This window comes from Lelliottia nimipressuralis, assembly GCF_041464075.1.
Taxonomy (GTDB): domain Bacteria; phylum Pseudomonadota; class Gammaproteobacteria; order Enterobacterales; family Enterobacteriaceae; genus Enterobacter; species Enterobacter nimipressuralis.
Genome location: NZ_CP167172.1, coordinates 1,652,815 through 1,678,559 on the forward strand (window position 1 = coordinate 1,652,815; position 25,745 = coordinate 1,678,559).

At 56.4% G+C, this 25,745-nt stretch carries 25 protein-coding genes, 1 tRNA gene and 1 riboswitch; of the genes, 9 read left to right on the forward strand and 17 right to left on the reverse strand.

Annotated features, from left to right (window positions below; translation table 11 throughout):
• Positions 1–159: 159 nt before the first annotated feature.
• Entirely contained in the window at positions 160–1,788 is a 1,629-nt protein-coding gene (locus tag ACB496_RS07625; RefSeq protein ID WP_371974875.1) for an ABC transporter substrate-binding protein, read from the forward strand.
• 145 nt (positions 1,789–1,933) lie between these two features.
• Positions 1,934–2,021: transfer RNA gene (locus ACB496_RS07630), tRNA-Ser, on the forward strand.
• Between the two features lie 258 nt (positions 2,022–2,279).
• Here ACB496_RS07630 and ACB496_RS07635 read toward each other — a convergent pair.
• Positions 2,280–3,281, reverse strand: a complete 1,002-nt coding sequence (locus tag ACB496_RS07635; protein WP_102105583.1) for a magnesium transporter — start codon at positions 3,279–3,281, stop codon at positions 2,280–2,282.
• Between the two features lie 60 nt (positions 3,282–3,341).
• A riboswitch (M-box (ykoK) riboswitch) is annotated at positions 3,342–3,511 on the reverse strand.
• A 158-nt stretch (positions 3,512–3,669) separates the two neighbouring features.
• Here ACB496_RS07635 and ACB496_RS07640 point away from each other — a divergent pair.
• Entirely contained in the window at positions 3,670–4,191 is a 522-nt protein-coding gene (locus tag ACB496_RS07640) for a DedA family protein (protein ID WP_268196370.1), read from the forward strand.
• A gap of 41 nt (positions 4,192–4,232) precedes the next feature.
• Here ACB496_RS07640 and dgcJ read toward each other — a convergent pair whose 3' ends face one another.
• Together dgcJ and ACB496_RS07650 are read right to left on the reverse strand one after the other, a co-directional pair.
• Positions 4,233–5,801 carry a diguanylate cyclase DgcJ gene (gene dgcJ, locus ACB496_RS07645; protein WP_371974878.1) on the reverse strand — a complete coding sequence of 523 codons (1,569 nt, stop codon included), beginning with the start codon at positions 5,799–5,801 and terminating at the stop codon, positions 4,233–4,235.
• A gap of 95 nt (positions 5,802–5,896) precedes the next feature.
• Positions 5,897–6,646 carry an SDR family oxidoreductase gene (locus tag ACB496_RS07650; protein WP_102105580.1) on the reverse strand — a complete coding sequence of 250 codons (750 nt, stop codon included), beginning with the start codon at positions 6,644–6,646 and terminating at the stop codon, positions 5,897–5,899.
• A gap of 100 nt (positions 6,647–6,746) precedes the next feature.
• On the opposite strand from ACB496_RS07650, the gene ACB496_RS07655 reads away from it, so the two are divergent.
• Entirely contained in the window at positions 6,747–7,106 is a 360-nt protein-coding gene (locus ACB496_RS07655) for a winged helix-turn-helix transcriptional regulator (protein ID WP_100780665.1), read from the forward strand.
• Between the two features lies 1 nt (position 7,107).
• Here the strand turns inward: ACB496_RS07655 and ACB496_RS07660 are convergent, their stop codons facing one another.
• Both ACB496_RS07660 and ACB496_RS07665 read right to left on the reverse strand, forming a co-directional pair.
• A complete protein-coding gene (locus ACB496_RS07660; RefSeq protein ID WP_123429133.1) occupies positions 7,108–7,902 on the reverse strand; it encodes an SDR family oxidoreductase in 795 nt (264 codons plus the stop codon).
• Between the two features lie 158 nt (positions 7,903–8,060).
• Complete coding sequence (locus ACB496_RS07665; protein WP_371974881.1) at positions 8,061–8,501, reverse strand: winged helix-turn-helix transcriptional regulator; 441 nt, start codon at positions 8,499–8,501, stop codon at positions 8,061–8,063.
• A 148-nt stretch (positions 8,502–8,649) separates the two neighbouring features.
• Here ACB496_RS07665 and agp point away from each other — a divergent pair, with 148 nt between their 5' ends.
• Positions 8,650–9,891 (forward strand): bifunctional glucose-1-phosphatase/inositol phosphatase, encoded by a 1,242-nt coding sequence (gene agp, locus ACB496_RS07670; RefSeq protein WP_371974883.1) that lies wholly within the window; start codon positions 8,650–8,652, stop codon positions 9,889–9,891.
• A gap of 33 nt (positions 9,892–9,924) precedes the next feature.
• On the opposite strand, the gene ACB496_RS07675 is transcribed toward agp, so the two are convergent.
• Entirely contained in the window at positions 9,925–10,152 is a 228-nt protein-coding gene (locus ACB496_RS07675; RefSeq protein ID WP_100780661.1) for a YccJ family protein, read from the reverse strand.
• Between the two features lie 19 nt (positions 10,153–10,171).
• Entirely contained in the window at positions 10,172–10,768 is a 597-nt protein-coding gene (wrbA, locus tag ACB496_RS07680) for an NAD(P)H:quinone oxidoreductase (protein ID WP_100780660.1), read from the reverse strand.
• A gap of 391 nt (positions 10,769–11,159) precedes the next feature.
• Between wrbA and ACB496_RS07685 the strand changes: the two genes are divergently transcribed.
• Together ACB496_RS07685 and ACB496_RS07690 are read left to right on the forward strand one after the other, a co-directional pair.
• Positions 11,160–11,336 (forward strand): general stress protein, encoded by a 177-nt coding sequence (locus ACB496_RS07685; RefSeq protein WP_100780659.1) that lies wholly within the window; start codon positions 11,160–11,162, stop codon positions 11,334–11,336.
• Between the two features lie 138 nt (positions 11,337–11,474).
• Positions 11,475–12,383: a DMT family transporter gene (locus ACB496_RS07690; protein WP_371974886.1), complete on the forward strand. Its 909-nt coding sequence runs from the start codon at positions 11,475–11,477 to the stop codon at positions 12,381–12,383.
• Between the two features lie 93 nt (positions 12,384–12,476).
• On the opposite strand, the gene rutG is transcribed toward ACB496_RS07690, so the two are convergent.
• The 7 genes from rutG to rutA are packed head-to-tail and all read right to left on the reverse strand — an operon-like array spanning position 12,477 to position 17,920.
• The gene (gene rutG, locus ACB496_RS07695) at positions 12,477–13,805 is read right to left on the reverse strand and encodes a pyrimidine utilization transport protein G (protein ID WP_371974889.1); all 1,329 of its coding nucleotides are present in this window, start codon (positions 13,803–13,805) and stop codon (positions 12,477–12,479) included.
• A gap of 21 nt (positions 13,806–13,826) precedes the next feature.
• Positions 13,827–14,321 (reverse strand): NADH-dependent FMN reductase RutF, encoded by a 495-nt coding sequence (gene rutF, locus ACB496_RS07700; RefSeq protein ID WP_194513301.1) that lies wholly within the window; start codon positions 14,319–14,321, stop codon positions 13,827–13,829.
• A gap of 9 nt (positions 14,322–14,330) precedes the next feature.
• Positions 14,331–14,921, reverse strand: a complete 591-nt coding sequence (locus tag ACB496_RS07705; protein WP_194513303.1) for a malonic semialdehyde reductase — start codon at positions 14,919–14,921, stop codon at positions 14,331–14,333.
• Positions 14,922–14,930: 9 nt separating this feature from the next.
• On the reverse strand, positions 14,931–15,731 hold the full coding sequence (rutD, locus tag ACB496_RS07710) for a pyrimidine utilization protein D (protein WP_371974891.1): 801 nt from the start codon (positions 15,729–15,731) through the stop codon (positions 14,931–14,933).
• A 7-nt stretch (positions 15,732–15,738) separates the two neighbouring features.
• Positions 15,739–16,125: a pyrimidine utilization protein C gene (gene rutC / locus ACB496_RS07715; protein WP_100780653.1), complete on the reverse strand. Its 387-nt coding sequence runs from the start codon at positions 16,123–16,125 to the stop codon at positions 15,739–15,741.
• An 11-nt stretch (positions 16,126–16,136) separates the two neighbouring features.
• Positions 16,137–16,829: a pyrimidine utilization protein B gene (gene rutB / locus ACB496_RS07720; RefSeq protein WP_371974894.1), complete on the reverse strand. Its 693-nt coding sequence runs from the start codon at positions 16,827–16,829 to the stop codon at positions 16,137–16,139.
• Positions 16,829–17,920 (reverse strand): pyrimidine utilization protein A, encoded by a 1,092-nt coding sequence (gene rutA / locus ACB496_RS07725; RefSeq protein ID WP_102105570.1) that lies wholly within the window; start codon positions 17,918–17,920, stop codon positions 16,829–16,831. The genes rutB and rutA overlap by 1 nt, the downstream gene beginning before the upstream one ends.
• A gap of 289 nt (positions 17,921–18,209) precedes the next feature.
• Here rutA and rutR point away from each other — a divergent pair, with 289 nt between their 5' ends.
• Positions 18,210–18,848: an HTH-type transcriptional regulator RutR gene (gene rutR, locus ACB496_RS07730; protein ID WP_100780650.1), complete on the forward strand. Its 639-nt coding sequence runs from the start codon at positions 18,210–18,212 to the stop codon at positions 18,846–18,848.
• Here rutR and ACB496_RS07735 read toward each other — a convergent pair.
• A complete protein-coding gene (locus tag ACB496_RS07735; RefSeq protein WP_371974896.1) occupies positions 18,845–19,240 on the reverse strand; it encodes a lysozyme inhibitor LprI family protein in 396 nt (131 codons plus the stop codon). The two genes, rutR and ACB496_RS07735, sit on opposite strands and share 4 nt — an antisense overlap.
• A 70-nt stretch (positions 19,241–19,310) precedes the next feature.
• Positions 19,311–23,273 carry a trifunctional transcriptional regulator/proline dehydrogenase/L-glutamate gamma-semialdehyde dehydrogenase gene (putA, locus tag ACB496_RS07740; RefSeq protein ID WP_123429125.1) on the reverse strand — a complete coding sequence of 1,321 codons (3,963 nt, stop codon included), beginning with the start codon at positions 23,271–23,273 and terminating at the stop codon, positions 19,311–19,313.
• 424 nt (positions 23,274–23,697) lie between these two features.
• Between putA and putP the strand changes: the two genes are divergently transcribed.
• Entirely contained in the window at positions 23,698–25,206 is a 1,509-nt protein-coding gene (gene putP, locus ACB496_RS07745) for a sodium/proline symporter PutP (RefSeq protein ID WP_371974898.1), read from the forward strand.
• A 57-nt stretch (positions 25,207–25,263) separates the two neighbouring features.
• Here the strand turns inward: putP and ACB496_RS07750 are convergent, their stop codons facing one another.
• On the reverse strand, positions 25,264–25,683 hold the full coding sequence (locus ACB496_RS07750) for a DUF3574 domain-containing protein (RefSeq protein WP_371974900.1): 420 nt from the start codon (positions 25,681–25,683) through the stop codon (positions 25,264–25,266).
• Positions 25,684–25,745 lie beyond the last annotated feature (62 nt).

Below are 25,745 nucleotides of genomic sequence, written 5' to 3' on the forward strand. Positions count from 1 at the left end.
GTGCTTTATTTCAAAGAAATCCATTTCAACAGAATGAATATCGGTTTGACGAATTTAATCAGATCAACATCTTATAGGTTACTGAAAAATATTGCCTTATTTATCTTTGAGCGCTAAGAGTGAATACGCATCGTCAAAAACCCACAATAAGGCGAAACAATGAAATCAGCATCACGCAATCACTTTACACTCTCTTTACTGACGGCAGGGATCTTGTGCGCCAGCACAACGGCCTGGGCGGCCAGTGTACCAGCAGGAACGCAGCTGGCAGAGAAACAGGAACTGGTCAGGAATAACGGCAGTGAGCCGGCATCGCTCGATCCTCACAAAGTCGAAAGCGATGTCGAATTCAATATTATCAGTGATTTGTTCGAAGGGCTGGTGAGTGTCTCACCGGCGGGGGAAATTCAGCCGCGCCTGGCAGAGAAATGGGAAAATAAAGACAACACCGTCTGGACCTTCCACTTGCGTCCTGGCATCACCTGGAGTGACGGCTCAGCTATTACCGCTCAGGATATTGTCTGGAGCTGGCAGCGTCTGGTTGATCCTAACACCGCGTCACCCTACGCCAGCTACCCTGGCAACATGCATATTGTGAATGCGACCGATATCGCGCAGGGCAAGCAAAAGCCAGACACGCTGGGCGTGAAGGCAATTAACGACACCACCCTCGAAGTGACGCTGACACAGCCGAATGCGGCGTTCCTCGCCATGCTGGCGCACCCGTCGCTGGTGCCGGTCGATAAAGTGCTGATAAGCCGCTTCGGCGACAAGTGGACCAAACCCGAGCACTTTGTCAGCAGCGGCGCGTACAAACTCTCACAGTGGGTGGTCAACGAACGCATCGTTGCTGAGCGTAACCCGCGCTACTGGGATAACGCCCACACGGTGATCAATAAAGTGACGTATCTGCCAATCACTTCTGAAGCCTCGGATGTGAACCGCTACAAAGCGGGTGAGATTGATATCGTCTATACGGTGCCCATCAACCAGTTTGCCCAGCTGAAGAAAACACTGGGCGCAGAGCTGGATGTCTCCCCGCAGCTTGCCACCTATTACTACGAATTCAACACCACTCGACCGCCGTTCAACGACGTGCGGGTGCGTAAAGCGTTAAACATGGCCCTGGATAAGGACATCATCGCCGAGAAAGTATTAGGGCAGGGGCAGCGCCCGGCGTGGGTGATCAGTCAGCCGGATATCGGCGGCGTGAAACTTAAGGCGCCGGAGTACGCGAGCTGGCCAATCGACAAACGCATCGCTGAAGCGAAAAAACTGCTCAGCGAAGCGGGATTCAACGACAGCCATCCGCTCAGTTTCAATCTGCTCTATAACACGTCGGAATCCCATCAGCGTATCGCCATCGCCGCCAGCTCCATGTGGAAGAAAAATCTCGGCGTGGAAGCGAAGCTGCAAAATCAGGAGTGGAAAACCATGCTGGACACCATGCACACGCACAATTTTGATGCTGTGCGCTACGCCTGGATTGCCGACTACGATGACGCCGCGACCTTCCTGAACAATTTCCGCACCGGCGACAGCGAAAACACCAGCCAGTACAGCAACCCGGCCTATGACAAAGCGCTGGTGGATGCGGCGAAAGCAAAAACTACCGAGGAGCGTGGCAAGTTCTACCAGCAGGCGGAAGACCTGTTGGGCCAGGATGTGCCCGCTATTCCGGTCTATCACTACGTCCGTACGCATTTAATTAAGCCATGGGTGGGTGGATTTACGCCGGATAAACTGGGTTATTACTTCACGAAGGACATGTACATCAAAAAGCATTAAGCCGGAAATGGGCTATTTTGTGCTGACAAAATAGTCAATGCGTTGTTATTTCAACCGATTAACATCGTTTTGGCTATTTTTGAAGCAAACGAACACATTGATGCTTTACACGAAGTACGGAGGTGTTTATAGTGCGCCCCATACCGGAAGCGTGGCCGAGCGGTTGAAGGCACCGGTCTTGAAAACCGGCGACCCGAAAGGGTTCTAGAGTTCGAATCTCTACGCTTCCGCCAAATACGAAAAAAGGGGTTACCGAAAGGTAACCCCTTTTTTTTTGCTCTCTTTTCATCAGAATCTTCTTTGGTTCAATCCATAGCCTGTTCAGACGTTGCCAGCGACTCACGGAAAGGAGAGTTTTAGCCCGATGAAGGGCGGGACGTTACCGATGTGGTTGAATGATGGGAATGTTGATCACTGCACGTCGAAGATGTTGCGAGAGCCGGGGGCGCATTCCCGGCTCTCACGAGGCTTTGGTTTAGGCTAGGCGCCTGTCACTCCAGTCCCAGCGTGTACTGCGCGATTTTGAAATAGATAATCAGGCCTGTTCCGTCGATAAAGGTGGCGATAAACGGCGCGGATACCACGGCAGGGTCGATGCCGCAGCGTTTTAGCACCATCGGGATCACTGACGAGACAATGGCGCTCCAGAGGGTGATGCACACCAGCGTCAAGCTCACGATAAGCGTAATGTCCATTCCAATGCCCATCATCCAGGCGCGCACACAGCCTGCCAGCCCGAGCGTAACGGCAATCATCACCGAGGTGGTCATCTCTTTACGCAGCACGCGTCCCAGGTCTTTCAGCCCAACCTCACCCAGCGCCATCGCACGGACCAGCGTGGAGGTAATCTGCGTGCCGCTGTTGCCGCCGGTGCCAATGAGCAACGGAATAAAGAACGCCAGGGCGATCGCGGATTCGAGAGCATCTTCAAAATGCTGAAGCACGGTGCTGGTGTAGGCCTCTGCGACGAACAGCAGCAGCAGCCATACGGCACGTTTTTTCCAAAGCTGCACGGCGCTGGTTTCGAGATAAGGCCGCTCCAGCGGAAGCGTTGCCCCCTGGCGCTGCGCATCTTCCGTCACGTCATCCTCCAGCAAATGCGCAATTTCACGCTCGGTGAGACAACCCACCAGTTTCCCGTGGGTGACCACCGGTACCACGTCAACACCGGCATGGCTCAGCAGGGCGGCCACTTCTGCACGCTCATCGTCGGGTTTAACCTGCAAAAACTGAGAGACCATCAGCGCGCTCACGGCCTGAACGGTATTGGCTTCCTGTAATAGCGTTCTGACCGAAATCATTCCAGCCAATCGGCCATTATTTTCAATAAAAATATGCGTTGGAATATCGTCATCTTTTAATTGTGCGAAGAAATGTTCACGCGCCAGCGCGACACATAATGATGCGTCGAGGACAATAAAATCCGTATTCATATATTGCGCAATGGCGCTGTCGTTAAATGCCGGAAGTGAATTATGGATGGTGTAAGACATAGTGAATTCCCTTTGAATATAATTATCTCTCAGGGGCGAGCAAGACAGGGCATGTCGAAGAGGAGATCCCCACGTCCTGGGTTCAGCACTGTACACCGTATCCCCTAAGGGAAGTTATACTGACAAAGCCTTGATTCGACAGTGCCTGTTTTACCCTGTGTAGTTTCTCTCGAAACCACCAGAGCGATAACGTGTATTTGTACAGGAGCCTCGCCATAACGAGATCGTAGTAAAGCGGTAGGGATAATACGCCAGTTTTTAAATGCTGCTTTAAAATATCAATAATGTTGACGAACGGTTTAAGTTAAATATATTTAATCCGCGTTGAGGTTTTATTTAATTCATTTCATTTTAAATAGCAGATTCCCCTTTCTAAAGAGGCGCTGCGATGGAATGGCTCAATAATTTGCTTAATCATTTTGCACACTATCCGGCACAATTGTTCGCCTTGCTGGCGGTAATGGCGTTCTGCAAATCAACGGTGTTTGTCTCCTCCATTCTTCCGCCCGCGTCGCTGATGTTGCTTGGTGGGATTACCGTTAGTCAGACAACGCTTTCGCCCGTGCTGGCCTGGCTTGCCGTGGTGACGGGCGCGACGTGCGGCTCAGTGTTGAATTACCATCTGGGGCAGCTCATGGGCAATACGCGGATGATGATGCGCCTGAGCGCAAAACATGCCGCTCGCTTTTTACGCATCCAGCATCAGTTAGAGAAAAACAGCGTGGCAGTGTTATTCACCGCCCGTTTTCTTGCGGTGCTGCGCTACATCGTACCGCTGGCAGCGGGGATGCTCAGAGTGAATGTCGGGAAGGTTTACGCGGTGAGCCTGATCTCTGCCGCCGTTTGGGCGGCGCTGTATGTCGGCGCGGTGATCGGCATCAGCGCCGGGTTTTCTCCCGGAGGGCTTTAGCCGTTCACGCGGATCACACGTATTCCAGCCACATCATCCGTTTACTGGCGATCTGCGTATTTTGCCCGTTTATGCTGATATAGCAGGGCGTCCGCCTTCAGCATTGCCTCCTCGAGAGTATCACCCTCGCGCATCTGGCAGCTCCCCCAGGAGAACGCCACCATTTTTTCCGTATCAATGGTCTGTAAATAACCTTGTATACGCGCAACCATATCCCGGGAGCGGTCAATATTATTGTCGATGAGAATTAAACAAAATTCATCGCCGCCGAGCCGGATTCCGTAATCACTTTTGCGAATCGACTGAGCCAGCGCCAGCCCCAGGGACTGAATCGCCTTATCGCCCATATGATGGCCTAAGGTGTCATTGATTCTTTTGAGTCCATCGCTATCGATAGCCATCACCGTGACCGGAATATTTCTCTCCACCAGTAGCTGAATTTTTTGGTTGAGTTCTGGCGTGATCACTTTGCGGTTATACAGCCCGGTTAACACATCGGTAATATTGTCGCGGGAGAGTAATTTCTGACGGATAAACTGTTTGCGGGCATAGCGTAGCAGCATCACGGTAGCCAGGACGTAAAGCAGCACCAGCCAGAAAGTCAAAATCACCACGTAAATCGCATCGAGCTTAACGTGCAGGGTATAGTACTGCGTCATTTCATCTTTATAATTAATCAGATCCAGCGACCTAAGGATCGGCTTATGGAAAATGATATTCCCCCCGGTGGTATTATCCGTGACATACAGGGAGAGGAATTTCCACAATATTGGGCGGTCAGGAGTAATAAACGATGTGGCCAGATCGTGAATATTAATGTCGGTGATCAGCAGGCCTTTTATTTTTCCATCAAAAAATACCGGCTTGATCATGCTAATAATATTTCGCATGGTATAGGCATCTTTATAAATATGCGTCACAATATTTTCGCCCTGGATCAGGTCTTCCAGCGCGTTATCATCTATCGTAATGGTGTTCGGGTTGTTTGCGAGATTGATTCTGTCCCCGTCGGCCACCAGCCAGTTACCAAAGGTGTAGTCAAACGTGTTCACCAGATGGTTGATGTAAATATAGTTGTTTACGAGGTCAATATAATATCGGGTGCTATTAAACGCGTAGCCCGTGTAGTTGGAAAAAGTGTATTTTGACGAGGCTACAGTCTCCGTCATATTGATGACGGGCAGGGCGGGTACATCCTGCCCCCAGGCTTCGCAGGCGGTATTTCGCGTCTGAAGGGTCCCCTCCAGAAGAATGGTCGTTCTCGCCACCAGATTAAAGCCTTTGATCTCGCCAACAGTTTCAACATTCTTGCACAGCGATTTGGCTTTTTCTTTAGTATTCACGCCTGAGGCCGCTTGTTTAGAAAACGCGCGAGATAAACGATAGGCAATATCCTCATTAATAAATTCTTCATGGAAAAGGGCCGATTTCCCGTTCTCGGCAATGTAACCCATATAACCATGAAGATTCTTTACTTCATGTGAAATTAACGTTGCGAATATTGACGTTGTGCAGGCAATGATAATTATCGTTGCAGTGATATATTTACGTTGTGACAAGAAGGTTAATTCCTTTGCAATACCACCTAAGACTATTCGTAAGTATAACATTGAAACAGACTATTATTCAGCGAAGTTATATTTGAATGCTTATTAAACCAGGCGCGATATACCGGCACGAATTCCGCTATATCGCGCCTGTGAAATTACAGACTCCCGGTTCCGCCATCCACCAGCAGGTCGATCCCCACGGTATAGCTGGACTCATCTGACGCGAGATAGAGCGCCGCTTTCGCCAGTTCCTGCGGCGTACCCATACGCCCAAGTGGGACCAGGCTTGCGATATCCCCCTGCAGTGCTTTCTGTGCCTCTGCGCTCAGCCCCAGTTTGTTCAGCGCCGGGGTTTCTACCGGACCAGGGCTTAAGCCATTCACGCGAATGCCACGTGGCAGAAGTTCCGCTGAAAGCGTCCGCGCCAGCGACAGCAGACCTGCCTTACTGGCTGCGTACACGCTGCTGGTGGGTAAGCCGATCCGCGCGCTTACCGATCCGCACAGGATCACCGAAGAAGGGTTGTTCAACAGCGGCAGCAGGGCCTGCACCAGAAAGAACGGGCCTTTGAGGTTAATGCCCATCAACCGATCCCACGCCTCTTCGCGCCACTCTTCCAGCAGCCCGTGCGTCACATCACCGGCGTTGATAAACACCGCATCCAGTCGCGGCCAGCGTGCGGCGAGGGTATCTGCCAGCTGTTTCTGTTCCGCGATATTCCCGGCGTCGGTGGCGATCACCCAGGCGTTGTCCCCCAGCACGCGCTGGGCCTCGGCCAGAGTGTCCGGGTTACGTCCGGTCACCGCGACGTGTGCTCCTTCGGCGATGAACGCCTGCGCTGTTGCCAGACCGATGCCGCTGGTACCCCCTGTAATAAGCGTATATTTACCTGCTAAACGACCCATGGTTATCTCCTGAAATGTCACTGGAGAAAGCACTATAGAAACGTTAGTATCCAAAAGAAACCAGGTACCATTTGGATACTAATGAGGCGAAGGGGGTGCTATGGCGCAAACAGGCGAACTAACCTGCGAAAAAAATTCTGCGACGGAATCCTGTCCGATGACGCAGTTTGTGAATTTGATTTCGGGCAAATGGGCGATCCCCATTCTCTATCGTTTGATTGTGCTGAACAGCCCGGTGCGTTTTGGCGATTTGCTGCGCGCCGCCGCCCCCATCACTCAAAAAGAGCTGACCAAACAGCTGCGATTATTTGAACAGCGTGGGCTGGTGTCGCGCACCATTTATCCGGAAATCCCGCCGCGGGTGGAATATCAGATCACGGCGTTAGGGTTGACGCTGCAAAGCGCCCTCTCTCCGCTGGCCGCCTGGATGCGGGAGTACGGCGACCAGCTGGAGCGCTAGTTTAACGACTGAAATAACGCGGGGCCGGGACGCCGGTGCGCGCGCTGTTGAACAGGGCCAGACGCGCCTCTTCATAGTCCTCCCACAGCTGCACATCGTGCATTGGCGGGATAGTGATCAGTTCACCCTGATCCAGCCCGGCCAGTGCCGCATCGACCATATTGTCGGTGGTCATCACCGATCCTTCCGGCAGATCGTTCATCGAGACACCCGAGATCTCCCAGATTTCAGTCGCGGTGGCGGCAGGTAACACCGCCTGAATCCGCACGCCGCTGTCGGCAAACTCTTCCTGCAAACCGCGCGTAAAGTTGAGCACCCACGCTTTGGTGGCGCTATAGAGCGCGCTGCCCGCACGGGCGTGGATCGACAGCACCGAGGCGATATTGATCAGCGTACCGCGACGGTTTTCCGCCAGACGTGGAAGAACCGCGAGCGTCAAACGCATCAGCGCAGTCGTGTTGAGAGTATTGATGGCCTGATGCGAGGCGGCATCACTGGCGAGGAACGGCGCCATTTGCGCCGTGCCTGCATTATTGACCAGCGTGTCGATGGCGGTATTACTGTGTAGCACTTCCTCGACGGCGCGGATCCCCGTCTCTTGTGTCAGGTCAGCAACCAGAATCTCGACGTTAACGCCATAGCGTTCACGCAGTTGCGATGCCAGCGCGTTCAGACGATCTTCCCGGCGGGCGACCAGCACCAGGTTGATGCCCCGCGCAGCGAAACGATCGGCGTACACCGCGCCAATACCGGATGATGCCCCTGTGATCAACGCGGTCGAGTGTTGAGTTGTCATTGCGTGTTACCTCAAAGCGGAGTGGGTTAATGGTTTCAATATGAAACTGAATCAACTGTGAGATATTTGGTTTTATAATGCAACCAGTTTGCGGTAATTATTTTTATTCTGCAGTCAGAAGGAGGGCGAAGGTACGGCTAATGTATTGAAAATAAGGGCTAAGGGAGCTTTGGGACCACCTCGTCCGGCGTCAGTTCGCGACCATCGTGCGAGATAAGCGCCAGCTTACGCAGCGGCTGACGGTGTTCGGCATCCACCAGCACGCTTCCCAGCTCGTTTTCCGCAAACAGAAATTCATTGCCCCACTGGGACAACGCCACCAGCACTGTCTGCAGGGCACGGCCTTTTTCGGTCAGGACATACTCCTGCCAGGCGCTGCCGTCGGAGGCGGGCTGCAACACCAGAATCTCTTCTTCCACCAGCAGTTTGAGGCGCGTGGCAAGCATATTTTTGGCGATGCCGAGGCTTTTCTGGAACTCCCCAAAGCGCTTCAGCCCGCGCAGGGCGTCGCGCACAATCAGCAGCGACCACCAGTCGCCGATAATATCGAGCGAACGGGCGACGGGGCAGGTACTCTCTTCAAGACGGGTTCGTTTCACAGTCACTCCTGAGGTTGATAGTTTTATTATAAAACCTTTTTTCGCCCGCGTAAAAAGAGATAACTATCAGTTTGAGAAATGGTTCCCGGAAATATGTCATCAATCTGTCACAATCACATCGACGATAATAATACGTGAGGAACAAGGGATGAGAAAAACACTACTCGCTATTGCAGTGGCTGGCACCGTAACAATGACCTCTGGCGTTCAGGCGCAACCGGCCCCGGAAGGCTATCAGTTGCAGCAGGTTTTAATCATGAGCCGCCACAACCTGCGCGCGCCGCTGGCGAATAACGGCAGCGTGCTGGAGCAGTCCACGCCGGGCAAATGGCCGGAATGGGAGGTGCCGGGCGGGCAGCTCACCACCAAAGGCGGCGTGCTCGAAGTCTATATGGGCCATTACATGCGTGAATGGCTGGCGGAGCAGGGGATGGTGACCACTGGCGAATGCCCACCGGCTGACGCAGTCTATACCTATGCCAACAGTCTGCAACGTACCGTCGCGACCGCGCAGTTCTTTATCACCGGGGCTTTCCCTGGCTGTGATGTGCCGGTGCATCATCAGGAAAAAATGGGCACCATGGACCCAACCTTTAACCCGGTGATCACCGATAATTCGCCGGAGTTCCGCGAAAAAGCGGTCAAAGCGATGGAGACCGAGCGCCAGGGCATGAAGCTGGATGATAGCTACAAGCTGCTGGAACAAATCACCAAATACACCGATTCCCCGTCCTGCAAAGAGAAAAAAGAGTGCTCTCTGACCGAGGCCAAAGACACCTTCACCGCCGATTATGAAAAAGAGCCGAGCGTCTCTGGTCCGCTTAAAGTGGGCAACTCTCTGGTGGATGCCTTTACGCTGCAGTATTACGAAGGTTTCCCGCTGGATCAGGTGGCGTGGGGCGAAATCAAGACGGACCAGCAGTGGCGCGTCCTGTCACAGCTGAAAAATGGCTATCAGGATTCTCTTTTCACCTCCACGGAAGTGGCGCGAAACGTCGCCAAACCGCTGGTGAAATATATCGATAAGGCACTGGTCACCGATCAGGCGAAAGCACCGAAAATCACCGTGCTGGTGGGGCATGACTCCAACATCGCATCGCTGCTGACGGCGCTGGATTTCAAACCTTATCAGCTGCATGACCAGCACGAACGCACGCCGATTGGCGGGAAGATCGTCTTCCAGCGCTGGCATGATAAGAGTGCGAATCGTGACCTGATGAAAATTGAGTATGTCTATCAAAGCTCAGAGCAGTTGCGAAACGCCGATGTGCTGTCGCTGAAATCTCCGGCGCAGCGTGTGACGCTCGAACTGAAAGACTGTCCGGTGGATACCAACGGTTTCTGCCCGATTGATAAATTTAATACGCTGATGAACGACGCGGCAAAATAAGTAAAAACCCCCCGCTTCGGCGGGGGGCAACGGTCAGACGTTTTTACGTTCGATGGTTTGCTCGCCCCAGAAGAGCGAGTCTTTGTCTGTTTTGTCGAAGGCACGGACCAGCACTTCATCGCTCCCGTCCTCCCAGATTTTCTCCGCCAGCTTCTCGTCATATTCCGCGACTTCAAAGATCGCCTCGGCAATTTCTGGAGAGGTATTGCGTAAACTTGCCCACTCACCGACGTGATGAGCTTTGGATTGTTGAGTTGGCATGCTTGTCCTCCTGTTGAGGTTAACCGTTCAGTTTTTTCGCGAGGCCCGCGACGTGCTCACCCTGATAACGGGCGATGGCCAGCTCTTCCTGGCTTGGCTGACGCGAACCGTCGCCGCCAGCAATGGTGGTCGCCCCGTACGGTGTCCCGCCGCGCACTTGTGAAACATCAAACAATTCTTGCGCACCGTAGCCAATCGGCACAATCACCATCCCGTGATGGGCAAGGGTAGTCCAGGTGGAGGTGATCGTCTGCTCCTGCCCGCCGCCGGTCCCAGTTGAGCTAAAGACGCTGGCCAGTTTGCCGTACAGTGCGCCTGACGCCCACAGCCCGCCAGTCTGATCCAGGAAAGTACGCATCTGCCCGGACATGTTGCCAAAGCGCGTTGGGGTACCAAAGATGATGGCGTCATAGTCGGCCAGCTCTTGCGGGGTTGCCTGCGGCGCATTCTGTGTTTTACCGCCCGCTTTTAGAAACGCCTCGGCGTTCATGGTTTCCGGTACGCGTTTCACCACGACCTCAACACCATCCACTTTACTTGCGCCTTCCGCCACCGCATGAGCCATGGTTTCAATGTGTCCATACATGGAATAATAGAGCACCAGAACTTTTGCCATCTTGCATCACTCCTCGATTGTGGTTTCTGGCAGCGAATCGCTGCGTTCTTTTAAAGATAAGACGCCACGGCCAGACTGCAAACCTGAAAGCCATTTCTTTGATTTATAACAAGATATCTAAGACGATTCCTTGTAGCAAAATGAAACATTTTTAAGAAATCGCGTTTCCTGAATGATAAGAGGAGCTTATTGGTCTCGCTTTCGCGATCTCACACGAATGGCTGATTTCATGTTGCAGAATATTACCGTTTACTGGCTGGATCGGCTCATTCCACTAAGCTTAGTTTCACGCGACGCAGACAAAGGCACTGACCTTGTGTCGTCAGGTGAAAGAATCCTCTTTTACTGAATGCAGTATGATGTCTAATGTTTCATATTCTGGAGGTTCGAGATGGCAAACCATCGTGGTGGGTCAGGTAATTTCGCTGAAGACCGTGACAGAGCATCAGAAGCAGGTCGTAAAGGTGGCCAGCAGAGCGGGGGCAACTTCAAGAATGACCCGCAGCGTGCATCTGAAGCTGGCAAAAAAGGGGGCAAAAACAGTCACGGGAGCAGTAATAAGAGTTAGCGTCTCCCCATTTCAGTGTCACCCAACCTGAAATATCCCCCTGCCGCCGGGTTTCCCGGCGGTTTTTTCGTTTCATGACATTGAACTGTAACCAAAGCCATCGCACACTAGCGGATTGACTCTTGTTGCAGGTAGCTCATGTCCTCCTCTCGTTACGCCTTTTCCATCAAACCCCAGGAATCGATCCTGATTCTGATCACCATGTTCTGGGGCGGTACGTTCCTCGCGGTGCAATACGCGGTGACGCTCAGCGATCCCTTTTTCTTCGTCGGGCTGCGTTTTGCCACGGCGGCGATTGCGGTGGCGCTGATTTCACTAAAAACCCTGCGCGGACTGACCCTGAAAGAGCTACAGGCTGGAGTGGCGATCGGCGTTGCTATCGCGATGGGCTACAGCCTGCAAACCTGGGGTTTACAGACCATCCCCAGCAGCAAATCGGCGTTTATTACCGCGATGTATGTTCCGCTGGTGCCGCTGCTGCAGTGGCTGTGTCTGGGCAGAATGCCGGGGCTGATGTCCTGCGTGGGTATTGTGCTGGCGTTTATTGGCCTGATCCTGCTAGCAGGACCGGGTGACAACCTGCTGGCGATGGGGCCGGGCGAAATCATTACGCTGATTGGCGCGGTGGCGATCGCGGCGGAAATTATTCTGATCAGCGCCTGGGCCGGAAAGGTCGACGTTAAACGGGTGACCGTCGTGCAGCTGGCAACAGCCTCAATAGTGGCCTTTATCGCGATGGTGCCTGCGGGCGAATCGGTGCCGCCGATGTCCACCGGGCTGGTGGTTGTGGCGCTCGGTCTGGGGATTTTCAGCGCCATTATTCAGGTGACAATGAACTGGGCGCAGCGCAGCGTTTCGCCCACGCGCGCCACCGTCATCTACACCGGTGAACCGGTCTGGGCCGGTATTTTTGGCCGTCTGGCGGGCGAACGTTTGCCGCTGCTGGCGCTGTTAGGTGCGGCGTTTATCGTGCTGGGTGTGCTGGTCAGTGAGTTAAAGCTAAAAAAGAAAAGACGCCGTGAAGCGGCCGATCTGACCCTCGAATAACGCGGTATTGAACCTGAAGCGCGGCCATTCACTCTGCCAGCGCTATCCTGTGCCGGGTAAGGCGACGCGCCATTACCCGGCACAAACCTTCTGTCAGGAATCCTGACGCACTACTTCAGCCTGAGTAACCTCAGCCGTGCGCCGGCTCAGCAGCGCATTCAGTAAAATCGCGCCAAAGGTCGCCGTCCCAATCCCGCCCAGAGTAAAGCCGCCGAGCGTCAGCGCGAAATCCCCTGCGCCGAGCACCAGCGTTACGGCGACCATAATCAGGTTGCCGTTCTGGTTGAGATCCACACGGTTCTGCACCCAGATGCGAGCGCCTGCCACGGCAATCAGACCAAACACCACAATCGACGCTCCGCCAATCACCGGCGCCGGAATGGTATGGATCAGCGCCCCGAATTTCGGAGAAAAGCCCAGCAGCAGGGCAATCACCGCCGCGGCGACAAACACCAGCGTGGAGTAAACCTTGGTCACCGCCATCACGCCGATATTCTCCGCGTATGTCGTCACGCCGCTGCCGCCCACGGCGCCAGAGAGCATCGTGGCCAGCCCGTCACCCACGAACGCGCGCCCCATGTACGGGTCCATGGTACGCCCGGTCATTCCAGCGACCGCTTTGAGATGGCCTAAGTTTTCCGCCACCAGAATCACCGCGACCGGCGCGATAAGCATCATCGCCTGCCCGCTAAAGGTGGGGGAGGTAAGGTGCGGCAGACCAAACCAGGCGGCGTTCTGCACCAGCGTAAAATCGACCGGTTTACCCAGCCCAAGCACGCTGGTCATCAGGGCATACACCAGGCAGGCCGCGATCAGTCCCACCAGGATCAACAGCCGCTGAATTATTCCTCGGGTAAATACCGCGACCAGACCAATGCACAGCACCGTCACCGCCGCCATCCAGCTATCAAAAGACGAGCCGGAGACGCTTTTCACCGCGATAGGCGCAAGATTCAGGCCAATCGCCATCACCACCGCTCCGGTCACGACCGGCGGCATCAGGCGTTCGATCCAGCGGGTGCCGACCTTCATCACCACCAGGCCAATCAGGGTGTAGATAAACCCGCAGGCGATAATGCCGCCGAGGGCGATGCTGAGATTGGGGTTGATGCCCTGGCCGTTATAGCCCGTGGCGGCGATCACCACACCGACAAAAGCGGCACTTGAGCCAAGGTAGCTCGGCACGCGCCCGCCGGTGATGAAAAAGAACAGCAGCGTGCCAATCCCCGACATCAGGATCGACAGATTCGGATCAAGCCCCATCAGAATGGGCATCAGCACCGTCGCGCCAAACATAGCGACCGCATGCTGAACCCCCATCACCACGGTGGGTAGGACGGGAAGCCTCTCATCCGGCGCGACCACGCCGCGTTCAGTGGAGGTCGAGGTTAACTGCCAGTGGGGAAAACTGAACAAAGCCATGAGCTGTCTCCTTAAGGAGGGTTAACAGGCGGGTCGCAGGAGTGCGTGATAGCCGCGATCAAACCACACCAGTCCCTGCGGCGCGGGGTGGCGGGTAATGGAGACAATGTCGCAAAACAGAATGTCGTGGGTACCAACGCTGACCACCTGGCTGATGCGGCAGTCAAACGACGCCAGAGCCTCCTCCAGCCGTGGGCAGCCCGTTTCACCGGTCTGCCAGTTTGCCGCCGCGAAGCGTTCCGCCATCGGTGTTTTCCCGCCGAACAGGTTAGACAGCGGCTCTTGTCCGGCGCAGAGGGTATTGACGCACAAGGTGCGGTTTTCGCTAAACGTCGGCCAGACGGACGCGCCGCGATTCAGGCACACCAGCAGCGTCGGCGGTGAGTCGGTCACGCTGCACACGGCGCTGGCGGTAAATCCCGCCTGACCGGCAGGGCCATCGGTGGTGATGATATTCACCGCCGCGCCGACGCAGGCCATCGCGTCGCGAAAGGTTTGTTGATTCGGTACGCTCATGTTTGCTCCTTACGCCAGCCCGCAGGCATCTTCAAAGGTCAGACGCGGCAGTCGGGCATAGACTTTGCTCGCATCGCCATACCCGATATTTATCAGCAGATTGCTTTTCAGGCTGGTGCCGGTGAAAAAGGCTGCATCCACTTTTTGCGGATCAAAGCCGGACATCGGCCCGGTATCCAGCCCCAGAGCGCGACAGGCGAAAATCAGATAGGCCGCCTGCAGGGAGCTGTTGCGAAACGCCGTCTCCTGGGCAAGTTCCGGGCTGGTGGTAAACCAGCTGCGGGCATCGCCGTGGGGGAACAGTTCAGGTAAGCGCTCATAAAATTCGCTGTCCCACGCCACAATCGCCGTGACGGGCGCGGCGAGGGTTTTTGCCAGGTTGCCGCTGGAGAGGGCCGGCGCCAGTTTTTCTTTGCCTTCGGGCGTGCGAACAAACACGATCCGCGCGGGGGAACAGTTGGCGGAGGTCGGTCCCCATTTCATCAGGTCGTAAATCTCACGCAGCGTCTCATCGCTGACCGGAATATCCTGCCAGCCGTTGTGCGTTCGGGCGTCGGTAAAGAGCGTTTTCAGCGCGCTCGGGTTGATGGCTTCGCTCATGGCGGCTCCTTATAGCACTTTTTCACGCGTATGCAGCAGGCTGGCAAGCCCGTTCAGCAATAGCGTATTAAACGTATCGGGATCGGTGACGTTGCAGGCGTGTCCGCCCTGGCGCATCACCACTTTTTCGCTGTGGGGCAGCGCGGCGTGCAGCGCAGACGAACAGACGGCAGGCACCAGCAGATCGTCTGCGGAGCAGATCACCTGCACCGGGCAACGAATCCGCGCCGCATCCCGGCTAAAATCCGCCTGTTTCAGGGCCTGAAGCCGACGCAGCAGATTCGCTTTCCCCTGGAAATGGGCGAGCGCCAGCGCCTCTTCGGCCTCCATGCGCGGGCCACGGGCCGCCATCCAGTCTGCGGGGTAGAGAAACAGGAGCTGCGCCTCCACCCAGGCCTGCGCGCCGCCCGCATGCAGCAGACGCTCGCGGATCTGAAAGCAGCGGCGGGTATGGGCGTTTAACGTTAGCCAGCCGTTGACGGACACCAGCGCGGTGAGCGCCTCAGGGTGATCGAGTGCTAACTGCAGGCCGACCAGCGCCCCCAGCGCGTGTCCCACCACGCAAAAGCGCGGAATGCCTGCCTCTGTCAGCGCCAGATACAGCTCCTGCGCCATCTGCGCGAGAGAATAGCCCTCGGGCAACGCCTCGGGATTATTCCCGGTCCCACGCTGGTCGTAGCACACCACCTGATACTCTTGCTCCAGCACTGCCAGCTGCGGCAGCCAGTAGCCTCCCGCGCCGCCCAGCCCGGCAATGAGAACTACCACCGGCGCACCGGTGTACGGAGGCGGAGAAACGGATATTTTCATGGCAACCTCATTTTCCGATATGCGCAACGGTGGCGATTTCGACCAGTGCCTCGGGCTTTACCAGTCCGCACTGGATACAGAACCGTGCCGGTTTGTCGCCGGGGAAAAACTCGGCGTAAATTTCGTTAATCGCGGCGTAGTTTTTCCAGTCGGTGATAAAAATGCTGTTGAAGGTCACGTCCTCCATCGTTCCACCCGCCGTTTCGATAACGCTCCTGATGGTCTCGAGAACGTGGCGGGTTTGCGCCTTTGGGTCGTCGGGATAGACCACGTTGTTGTGCTTATCAAACGGCAGCGTGCCGGAGACATACACCACGCCGTCGGCGAGCGTGCCGGGTACAAAGGGCGCAATCGGCGTGCTGGTGCCTGCGGGAATGATCACGGATTTCGGCATAGTGTGGCTCCTCAGGCGATACGGGCTAACGATGGCGGGGAGACGGCATCGCAAAACTCGGCGACGGTGCTGACCCAGCCAAAAAAGGTTTCGATATTGAACAGGGCGGCCTGCTGCGCGAACTCCGGCCCGGCCTGGTGCGTTGCGTCTGCCAGCACCACGCCGAAATACTCCAGGAAAAAGCCGTCGCGCAGGGTCGATTCCACGCAGACGTTGGTGGCGATCCCGGTGAAGACCAGATGGCGAATGCCACGGCTGCGCAGCAGGCTGTCGAGCGGGGTGTTGAAAAAGCCGCTGTAACGCGGTTTGGGCAGCACGATATCGCCGGGCTGCGGCACCAGTTCATCCACCAGCTGGTAATCCCAGCCACCTTTTGCCAGCAGTTTGCCCTGTAGCTCCGGCTGTTTGCGCATGGTTTTCAGCGCGTTGGATTTGTGGAAGTTAGGCGAGCCGGGGCCACCGGCTTCCACGTACTGATCGTCCCAGCCGTTCTGGAACCAGATAATGAGCATGCCCGCCGCGCGGGCGGCGGCAACGGCGGTATTGATGTTGTCGATCACCGGGCGGGTGGCCGAGACGTCAAATCCGGCCAGATCCAGATAACCGCCCTGGCTTGCGTAGGCGTTTTGCATATCCACCACGATCAGCGCGCTCTGTTCAGGCGCAAAGGTGATGGCTTCCGGGCGTGCCTGTAACGTCGTCATTACGCAACCTCCCTGGTGACGGCGGGAATATGTGCGCGGCACTGCATTAGCGGCTGAATGCGCTCGCCAAAGGTCTCCACGCCGGTAAGGAAATCATCAAAGGTCAGCAACACGCCTTCGGCACCGGGCACGCTGGCAACTTCATCAAGCATTCGCGCCACATTGGCGTAAGAGCCGACCAGCGTGCCCATATTAATGTTGACCGCGGAGGTCGGGTCTGCCATCTGGCGCACGTTGGTGTCCGAGCCGGAACGCGTGTCTTTCTGGCTCTGTTCCGTCAACCAGCTCAGGGCTTCTTCATCGGCACCGGCTTTGTAATGCTCCCATTTCGCCCGTGCGGCCTCGTCGGTTTCGTCGGCGATCACCATAAACAGCACATAAGAACCGACCTCGCGCCCGGTCACTTCCGCCGCTTCTTTCATCCGCGCTGCAGTCGGCGCGAAAGCGGCCGGGGTGTTGACGCCTTTGCCGAAGCAGAAGTTGAAATCTGCGTGCTGCGCCGAGAACGCCATGCCTGCGTCGCTTTGTCCGGCGCAGATCACTTTCATCGGTGTGGAGGGCTGCGGGCTGACGCGGCAGTCGTTCATGGTGAAGTAATCGCCCTTGAAATCGCTCTTGCCGGTGCCCCACAGATCGCGCAGGACCTGCACGTACTCGGTGAGATAGTCATAGCGGCGCGAGAAATACTCATCGCCCGGCCACAGCCCCATCTGCTCGTATTCCGGTTTTTGCCAGCCGGTCACCAGATTCACGCCGAAACGACCGCCGGAGATAGAGTCAATGGTCGACGCCATTCGCGCCACAATCGCCGGCGGCAGGGTGAGGGTGGCGGCCGTCGCGTAAATCTGAATGCGTGAGGTCACCGCCGCCAGGCCCGCCATCAGCGTGAAGGACTCCAGATTGTGATCCCAGAATTCGGTTTTGCCGCCGAAACCGCGCAGCTTGATCATCGAGAGCGCAAAATCGAAATGGTAATGCTCCGCCTTTTGCACAATGGCTTTGTTCAGCTCGAAGGTCGGCATGTACTGCGGCGCATGGGAGGAGATTAGCCAGCCGTTATTGCCGATAGGGACGAATACGCCAATTTTCATCACGAACCTCTCTTCAACTCAGTGTGGGGTGAAAGTCAGACGTGGCGCTGCATCCTGCATTTCCTGTTCAGCCTCGTGATGAAGGTTTTGCAAAGGGAATGCCAGTTTTGAAAATGGCTTTGTTATTAGTGTGTTAACTGATGGTTGTTAAAAAGATGCCGGTAAAAGTGGACTAACTGGTCAAAAGCGATGCACACAAATCAGGCAGTTATGCGCGATTGAGGTGCAGAATGTCGTGAGAAGCGAGGGGTTTTGCTATGCTGAACGCACATCAACAAGGAGAGCAGGCATGACACAAGGCGCAGTGCAAACAGCAGGTAAACGTTCGCGGGCGGTGAGCGCCAAGAAGCAGGCCATTCTGAAAGCCGCACTGGAGACCTTTTCCCGGTTCGGCATTCATGGCACGCGTCTGGAGCAGGTGGCGGAGCTGTCCGGCGTGTCGAAAACCAATCTGCTCTACTACTACCCGTCGAAAGAAGCGCTCTATGTCGCCGTTCTGCAGCAAATTCTCGATATCTGGCTGGCGCCGCTGAAAGCGTTTCGCGAAGAACTGACGCCGCTGGTGGCGATCAAAGAGTATATTCGCCTCAAGCTGGAGGTCTCCCGCGACCATCCGCAGGCGTCGAAGCTGTTCTGCATGGAGATGCTGCAGGGTGCGCCGCTATTGCAGGCGGAACTGACGGGGGATTTAAAGCAGCTGATCGACGACAAATCGGCCATCATTGCGGGCTGGGTGGCGAGCGGAAAGCTGGCGCCAATCGATCCGCAGCACCTGATTTTCATGATTTGGGCCTCGACCCAACACTACGCTGACTTTGCCAGCCAGGTTGAAGCCGTGACCGGAAAAACGCTCCAGGATGAAGCGTTTTTCCAGAGTGCGGTGGATAACGTGCAGCGTCTGATTATTGAAGGGATTCGCCTGCGTTAATTGCCTGGCGGAAGCGGGCAGCTTAAATCGCCTTCTTCGCACTGCATCAGCGAGGCCAGAAACGCCTCGCGCTCGACGGTTTTTTCCGTCATGCACTGATTAATGATCATCGGCTGGATGCTGCCGCCTTCGGTGCCGGAACCGGCAAAGGCACAGTCGGCATCACGCAGTCCAATCCACGCCTGCTGGGCCTTTTTCAGTAAATCACGCTGGGGCGCGGCAGCACGCTTCATCACGGCCTGGTACGTCTGATTCAGTTTTTTATCTGCCGCCTGATATTGCTGGGCGGTGCAGGTGTTCAGATCGGTCTGGGTGGTCGCACTGGCACACTCATCCGCCAGCGCGTTAGCGCTGAAGAGCAATACCGCGCCGGCAATCAATAGTCGTTTCATTTTACCCTCCGTATAAAAAAGCCGGACGCGCTACGCTTATCCGGCCTACGGGTTCATTGTAGCTATACGATTAGCCGATTGTCATCAGGCTGGCGTTACCGCCTGCGGCCGCCGTGTTGACGCTAAGAGAGTGCTCAACGTACAGACGCTCCAGCAGCAAATTGGTTTCACCGCGCGCGAAGCCCTGCACCGACACAATCGCGCCGTCGCGCGCCGCCACCTGCTCGCACAGCTCACGCAGCTGATCGGAATCGCCGTGGTAAATCACGGCGTCGAAGGCCTGTGTGGTGATCACGTCCGGTTTCGCGAAGGTGATGCGCGCAGACACCTCTTTCGGCAGCTGTTTGGCGAGATCGCGGTGCAGACCATCCTCCGGCCACAGCACTTCACAGCCCGTTGCCGCAGCGGCAGCCAGCTGGACCAGCGCGTCCTGTTCGTTGTCGGCGATGCACAGCACGCGCTCGCGCGGCATCAGCGTCCAGGTGTTGCGCTCACCGGTTGGGCCGGGCAGCAGACGCTGAGTACCGGCCTGCGCCTGTTCGCCATACTGCTGGCACAGGGCGTGCAGTTCCGGGCGTTTTTCCGCCCATTTGGTCAGCGCCTCCAGCGGCTGAGTCAGCAGCGTTTTCAGCTGCGCATCCACCGGACGTTCCGCATCCTGACGCGCCAGGGTCACGCCGAGTGCGTTCTCCGGACGGTTCGCCAGCAGACGATACAGGTAGAGCGGGCCACCGGCTTTCGGACCGGTGCCGGACAAGCCTTCGCCGCCGAACGGCTGCACGCCGACCACCGCGCCCACCATGTTGCGGTTGACGTAGAGGTTGCCGACTTTGGCGCTGCCCGTCACCTGAGCGATGGTTTCGTCGATACGGGTATGCACGCCGAGGGTCAGGCCGTAGCCGGAGGCGTTAATCTGATCGACCAGCGCCTCGAGGTTGTTGCGGCTGTAGCGCACCACGTGCAGCACCGGGCCGAAGACCTCTTTTTTCAGCTCGTCAAAGCTGGAAAGCTCAATAAGCGTCGGCGCAATAAAGGTGCCGGTGTTCCATTCGCGGGCGTCTTCGCTGTTCTCGCGAACCGCCTGGAAGACCGGACGGCCTTTGGCACGCATCGCCTGAATGTGCTGTTCGATATTGGCTTTGGCTTCGGCGTCAATCACCGGGCCAATGTCAGTGGTCAGTCGGCCTGGGTTACCCATCCGGCATTCTGCCATCGCACCGCGCAGCATTTTCAGCGTGTGGTCGGCGATATCATCCTGCAGGCACAGCACACGCAGGGCGGAGCAACGTTGTCCGGCGCTGTCGAAGGCCGAGGCCAGCACGTCCACCACCACCTGTTCGGTCAGGGCGGAGGAGTCGACGATCATCGCGTTCATCCCGCCCGTTTCGGCGATCAGTGGCGTCGGACGCCCCTGCGGATCGAGACGGGTGGCGATGTTGCGTTGCAGCAGCGTTGCCACTTCCGTGGAACCGGTAAACATCACACCGCGCACGCGGTTGTCAGAGGTCAGCTGAGCGCCGACGGTTTCACCGCGCCCCGGCAGAAGCTGTACCACGCCTGCCGGAACACCGGCTTCGAGCAAGATCTGAATACCCTGAGCGGCAATTAGCGGCGTCTGTTCAGCGGGTTTCGCCAGCACGCTGTTACCGGCGGCAAGCGCGGCAGCAATCTGGCCGGTAAAGATCGCCAGCGGGAAGTTCCACGGGCTGATACAGACTACCGGACCCAGCGGGCGGTGAGTTTCATTATCGAAGTCGTTGCGTACCTGACCGGCGTAGTAGTGCAGGAAGTCGACCGCTTCGCGCACTTCGGCGATGGCGTTGCTGAAGGTTTTCCCGGCTTCGCGCACCAGGATGCCAATCAGCTGTTGCATTTGGCCTTCCATCAGCACGGCGGCGCGTTCGAGGATCGCGGCACGCTCCTGCGGCGGCGTTGCGAACCAGATTGGCGCATTGTTGACGGCGTTTTCCAGCGCCAGCTCGACTTCCTGGGCGGTGGCTTCGCGGGCAAAACCGACGATATCTTTCGGCTCGGCCGGGTTGATCACCGGCTGCATGTCGCCTGCGTCAACGGGCTGTTCGAGAATCGGCTTCGCCTGCCATTTCTGCAGGGCGCTGTTGAGCAGGGCGGAGGAGAGGGACGCCAGACGGTGTTCGTTCGCCAGATCCAGACCCGCTGAGTTGGTGCGATCGCTGCCGTACAGTTCACGCGGCAGGGCAATTTTCGGATGCGGCAGGCCGAGCTGGCCCTCCTGCGCTGCCATTTTTTCCACGGCCTGCACCGGATCGGCAACCAGTTCATCAAGCGGCAGTGTGGTATCAGCAATACGGTTGACGAAGGAGGTGTTCGCGCCGTTTTCCAGCAGACGACGCACCAGATAGGCAAGCAGCGTTTCGTGCGTACCAACCGGAGCATAAATACGGCACGGTCGGTTCAGTTTGCCTTCCGCCACTTTACCGGTGACCTGTTCGTACAGCGGTTCACCCATGCCGTGCAGGCACTGGAACTCGTACTGGCCCGGATAGTAGTTTTGCCCGGCCAGGCTGTAGATCGCCGCCAGCGTATGGGCGTTGTGGGTGGCGAACTGCGGGTAAATCAGGTTCGGCACGTTAAGCAGTTTTTTCGCACAGGCGAGGTAAGAAACGTCGGTATAGACCTTACGGGTGTAGACCGGATAGCCTTCCAGCCCGTCCATCTGCGCACGTTTGATTTCGCTGTCCCAGTACGCGCCTTTCACCAGACGGATCATCAAGCGACGGCGGCTGCGGGAGGCGAGGTCAATCAGATAATCAATCACAAACGGACAGCGTTTCTGATAGGCCTGAATGACGAAGCCGATACCGTTCCAGCCCGCCAGCTCTGGCTCGAAGCACAGCTTTTCCAGCAGATCGAGGGAGATCTCCAGGCGGTCGGCCTCTTCGGCATCGATGTTAATCCCGATATCGTACTGGCGCGCCAGCAGAGTCAGGGATTTCAGGCGCGGGTAGAGTTCATCCATTACGCGATCGTACTGAGCGCGGCTGTAGCGTGGGTGCAGGGCGGAGAGCTTGATGGAAATCCCCGGCCCTTCGTAAATGCCGCGCCCGTTCGAGGCTTTACCAATCGCGTGGATCGCCTGCTGGTACGAGACCATGTAAGCCTGGGCATCGGCGGCGGTCAGGGCCGCTTCACCGAGCATGTCGTAAGAGTAGCGGAAGCCTTTATCTTCCAGCTTGCGGGCATTGGCCAGCGCTTCGGAGATGGTTTCACCGGTGACGAACTGCTCGCCCATCAGACGCATCGCCATGTCCACGCCTTTGCGGATCAGCGGTTCGCCACTCTTACCAATAATGCGGTTCAGGGAGCGGGAAAGGTTGGCTTCGTTATGGGTGGAGACCAGTTTGCCGGTAAACAGCAGGCCCCAGGTGGCAGCGTTGACGAACAGCGACGGGCTGCGGCCAATGTGCGAGTGCCAGTTACCGTTGCTGATTTTGTCGCGGATTAATGCATCGCGCGTGGCTTTGTCCGGAATACGCAGCAGCGCTTCCGCGAGGCACATCAGCGCCACGCCTTCCAGCGAGGAGAGGGAGAACTCCTGCAGCAGCCCTTGCACCATACCGGCGCGACCACTGGCGGATTTCTGATTACGCAGTTTGTCGGCGAGCTGATACGCCAGGCTGTGCGCCTGGGACGCAATCGGCTCCGGCAGACGTGCCTGCTCCAGCAGCATCGGCACGGCGTCGGTTTCGGCGCGACGATACGCGGCGGTGATCGCGGCGCGGCTCACGGACTGCGGCAGGATCTGCTCGGCAAAGTCGAGGAACGGCTGGTGGTTCTCTTCGGCGATGGCGGCAGCGTCTTCGCTTTCGTTGGCGGCACCCGCCAGCAGGGCAGGCAGTTCCGGTAAGTCGTCTTCGTTTTCCAGACGTTCCAGATAATTAAAAATGGCCTGTTTAATCAGCCAGTGCGGCGTGCGGTCGATGCGGGTTGCAGCGCTCTTAATCCGTTCGCGGGTCGCGTCATCCAGCTTAACCCCCATGGTGGTCATGCCCATGCCAGTAACTCCTGTTGATCTTTAGTGATGTTCGTTCGTTAGCGTGAAATATCCACCATGTTGCAACTTTGTGCAACCGTGTTAAATGTGACCTGGACTGCAAGCTGAAAAATGAATGGATTGTTAACGATAAGTAAGCTGGTAAATACGATGAGATTCTGCGTGTGAAGCCCGTTTTTATGCGGCACTTAACACTTTTAAAAGGTGCAACCCGTAAAAGCGTGAGCGAGTGCAACCTATACGAAAGACCTATAAATCCAGGGATGAATTTGATGTAAATGCAGTGTTAAATCATTTGTGCATGTGGAGCGCTTACGGCAGGATACGCGCGCCCAACCGAAATACACTCATGATTATCACGTTCCGATAATCGAATAATAAGGCAGCCCGGACGGCTGTCGCTCGATATTTTTGGAGATTTTAAATGGCTATTAGCACACCGATGCTGGTGACATTTCTCGTTTATATTTTTGGCATGATCCTGATAGGGTTTATTGCATGGCGTTCGACCAAAAACTTTGACGACTATATTTTAGGTGGGCGTAGTCTAGGGCCCTTCGTGACCGCGCTGTCAGCGGGCGCTTCCGACATGAGCGGCTGGCTGCTGATGGGGTTACCGGGCGCGATTTTCATCTCCGGGATTTCCGAAAGCTGGATTGCCATCGGCCTGTGTATCGGGGCATGGATTAACTGGAAACTGGTGGCCGGTCGTTTGCGTGTTCACACCGAAGTGAACAACAACGCACTGACGCTTCCGGACTATTTCACCAGCCGTTTCGAAGATAAAAGCCGCGTGCTGCGTATTATCTCCGCGCTGGTGATCCTGCTGTTCTTCACCATCTACTGTGCGTCCGGGATTGTCGCCGGGGCTCGTCTGTTCGAAAGCACTTTCGGCATGAGCTATGAAACCGCACTCTGGGCCGGTGCTGCAGCCACCATCCTTTATACCTTCGTCGGTGGCTTCCTGGCCGTGAGCTGGACGGATACCGTGCAGGCGAGTCTGATGATTTTCGCCCTGATTCTCACCCCGGTGATTGTGATTATCACCGTCGGCGGGTTTGGCGATTCGCTGGAAGTGATCAAGCAAAAGAGCATTGAAAACATCGATATGCTCAAAGGGCTGAACTTCGTGGCCATCATCTCACTGATGGGCTGGGGCCTGGGCTACTTCGGCCAGCCGCACATTCTGGCGCGTTTCATGGCGGCGGACTCTCACCACAGCATCGTGCATGCGCGTCGTATCAGTATGACGTGGATGATCCTGTGCCTGGCGGGTGCGGTTGCGGTCGGCTTCTTCGGCATTGCGTACTTCAATAACAACCCGGCGCAGGCGGGGGCGGTAAACCAGAACGCCGAGCGCGTGTTTATCGAGCTGGCGCAGATTCTGTTTAACCCGTGGATTGCCGGGATTTTACTGTCGGCGATTCTGGCGGCGGTGATGTCGACCCTGAGCTGTCAACTGCTGGTGTGCTCAAGCGCCATTACAGAAGATCTGTACAAGGCCTTCCTGCGTAAAGGCGCGAGCCAGAAAGAGCTGGTGTGGGTCGGACGCTTTATGGTGCTGGCGGTGGCGCTGGTCTCTATCGCGCTGGCCGCAAACCCGGAAAACCGCGTGCTGGGCCTGGTGAGCTACGCCTGGGCGGGCTTCGGTGCGGCCTTTGGTCCGGTGGTGCTGTTCTCGGTACTCTGGTCACGCATGACCCGAAACGGCGCGCTGGCGGGGATGATCATCGGTGCGATGACGGTTATCGTCTGGAAACAGTTCGCGTGGCTGGGCCTGTATGAAATCATTCCAGGCTTTATCTTCGGCAGCATCGGGATTGTGGTGTTCAGCCTGCTGGGGAAAGCGCCGTCGGCGGCTATGCAGGAACGTTTTGCCGAAGCGGATGCGCATTACCACACGGCACCGCCGGTAAAGTTACAGCCTGAATAAGCGTTAACAGGTGTTCAAAGCCGGGTAAGGCGTCGTCGCCGCCCGGCTTTTTATTTGTCAGAACTGCACGCAGACCGGTTGATCAACGCGCATCACCGACTCCTGTGCAAACCGTGATTTGTAGATCCCGCGTAATGCTTCGATATTGCTCTCGCTCTGAGCATCTTTCCCGTGGATCAGCATCAACGCTTTACTTGGCTCACGCGCCACTTTCCCGTCATTGCCCAGCCACTGTCCGCGCGCATCAAACACCGTTAAGCCATCGCGAAAACGCGGCGTCACGTCCTGATCGACAAACTGCTGCCACTCCTGCCCGGTGATGGCGGAACCCGCCGGACGATTCAGACCGAAATAGAGCGTGGTTTGCTGCATCTGGTTATCCACTTTGCAGGTGGCGTCAGGAGCCGTATGCGAGGGGGCGTTGCAGCCGGCCAGCATGAAAAGTGCGGCAACCATAAGCCCTGTTTTGATGGTCATTGTTCGCTATCCTCATTGTTATTGTTGCAAGAAAAAGCCGGGTGGCACTAACGCTGACCCGG

Bases quoted from the DNA above. Each gene is read 5' to 3' on its own strand.
- ACB496_RS07625 (WP_371974875.1), top strand. From the start codon at position 160: ATGAAATCAGCATCACGCAATCACTTTACACTCTCTTTACTGACGGCA.
- ACB496_RS07635 (WP_102105583.1), bottom strand. From the start codon at position 3,281: ATGTCTTACACCATCCATAATTCACTTCCGGCATTTAACGACAGCGCC.
- ACB496_RS07640 (WP_268196370.1), top strand. From the start codon at position 3,670: ATGGAATGGCTCAATAATTTGCTTAATCATTTTGCACACTATCCGGCA.
- dgcJ (WP_371974878.1), bottom strand. From the start codon at position 5,801: ATGTTATACTTACGAATAGTCTTAGGTGGTATTGCAAAGGAATTAACC.
- ACB496_RS07650 (WP_102105580.1), bottom strand. From the start codon at position 6,646: ATGGGTCGTTTAGCAGGTAAATATACGCTTATTACAGGGGGTACCAGC.
- ACB496_RS07655 (WP_100780665.1), top strand. From the start codon at position 6,747: ATGGCGCAAACAGGCGAACTAACCTGCGAAAAAAATTCTGCGACGGAA.
- ACB496_RS07660 (WP_123429133.1), bottom strand. From the start codon at position 7,902: ATGACAACTCAACACTCGACCGCGTTGATCACAGGGGCATCATCCGGT.
- agp (WP_371974883.1), top strand. From the start codon at position 8,650: ATGAGAAAAACACTACTCGCTATTGCAGTGGCTGGCACCGTAACAATG.
- ACB496_RS07675 (WP_100780661.1), bottom strand. From the start codon at position 10,152: ATGCCAACTCAACAATCCAAAGCTCATCACGTCGGTGAGTGGGCAAGT.
- wrbA (WP_100780660.1), bottom strand. From the start codon at position 10,768: ATGGCAAAAGTTCTGGTGCTCTATTATTCCATGTATGGACACATTGAA.
- ACB496_RS07685 (WP_100780659.1), top strand. From the start codon at position 11,160: ATGGCAAACCATCGTGGTGGGTCAGGTAATTTCGCTGAAGACCGTGAC.
- ACB496_RS07690 (WP_371974886.1), top strand. From the start codon at position 11,475: ATGTCCTCCTCTCGTTACGCCTTTTCCATCAAACCCCAGGAATCGATC.
- rutG (WP_371974889.1), bottom strand. From the start codon at position 13,805: ATGGCTTTGTTCAGTTTTCCCCACTGGCAGTTAACCTCGACCTCCACT.
- rutF (WP_194513301.1), bottom strand. From the start codon at position 14,321: ATGAGCGTACCGAATCAACAAACCTTTCGCGACGCGATGGCCTGCGTC.
- ACB496_RS07705 (WP_194513303.1), bottom strand. From the start codon at position 14,921: ATGAGCGAAGCCATCAACCCGAGCGCGCTGAAAACGCTCTTTACCGAC.
- rutD (WP_371974891.1), bottom strand. From the start codon at position 15,731: ATGAAAATATCCGTTTCTCCGCCTCCGTACACCGGTGCGCCGGTGGTA.
- rutC (WP_100780653.1), bottom strand. From the start codon at position 16,125: ATGCCGAAATCCGTGATCATTCCCGCAGGCACCAGCACGCCGATTGCG.
- rutB (WP_371974894.1), bottom strand. From the start codon at position 16,829: ATGACGACGTTACAGGCACGCCCGGAAGCCATCACCTTTGCGCCTGAA.
- rutA (WP_102105570.1), bottom strand. From the start codon at position 17,920: ATGAAAATTGGCGTATTCGTCCCTATCGGCAATAACGGCTGGCTAATC.
- rutR (WP_100780650.1), top strand. From the start codon at position 18,210: ATGACACAAGGCGCAGTGCAAACAGCAGGTAAACGTTCGCGGGCGGTG.
- ACB496_RS07735 (WP_371974896.1), bottom strand. From the start codon at position 19,240: ATGAAACGACTATTGATTGCCGGCGCGGTATTGCTCTTCAGCGCTAAC.
- putA (WP_123429125.1), bottom strand. From the start codon at position 23,273: ATGGGCATGACCACCATGGGGGTTAAGCTGGATGACGCGACCCGCGAA.
- putP (WP_371974898.1), top strand. From the start codon at position 23,698: ATGGCTATTAGCACACCGATGCTGGTGACATTTCTCGTTTATATTTTT.
- ACB496_RS07750 (WP_371974900.1), bottom strand. From the start codon at position 25,683: ATGACCATCAAAACAGGGCTTATGGTTGCCGCACTTTTCATGCTGGCC.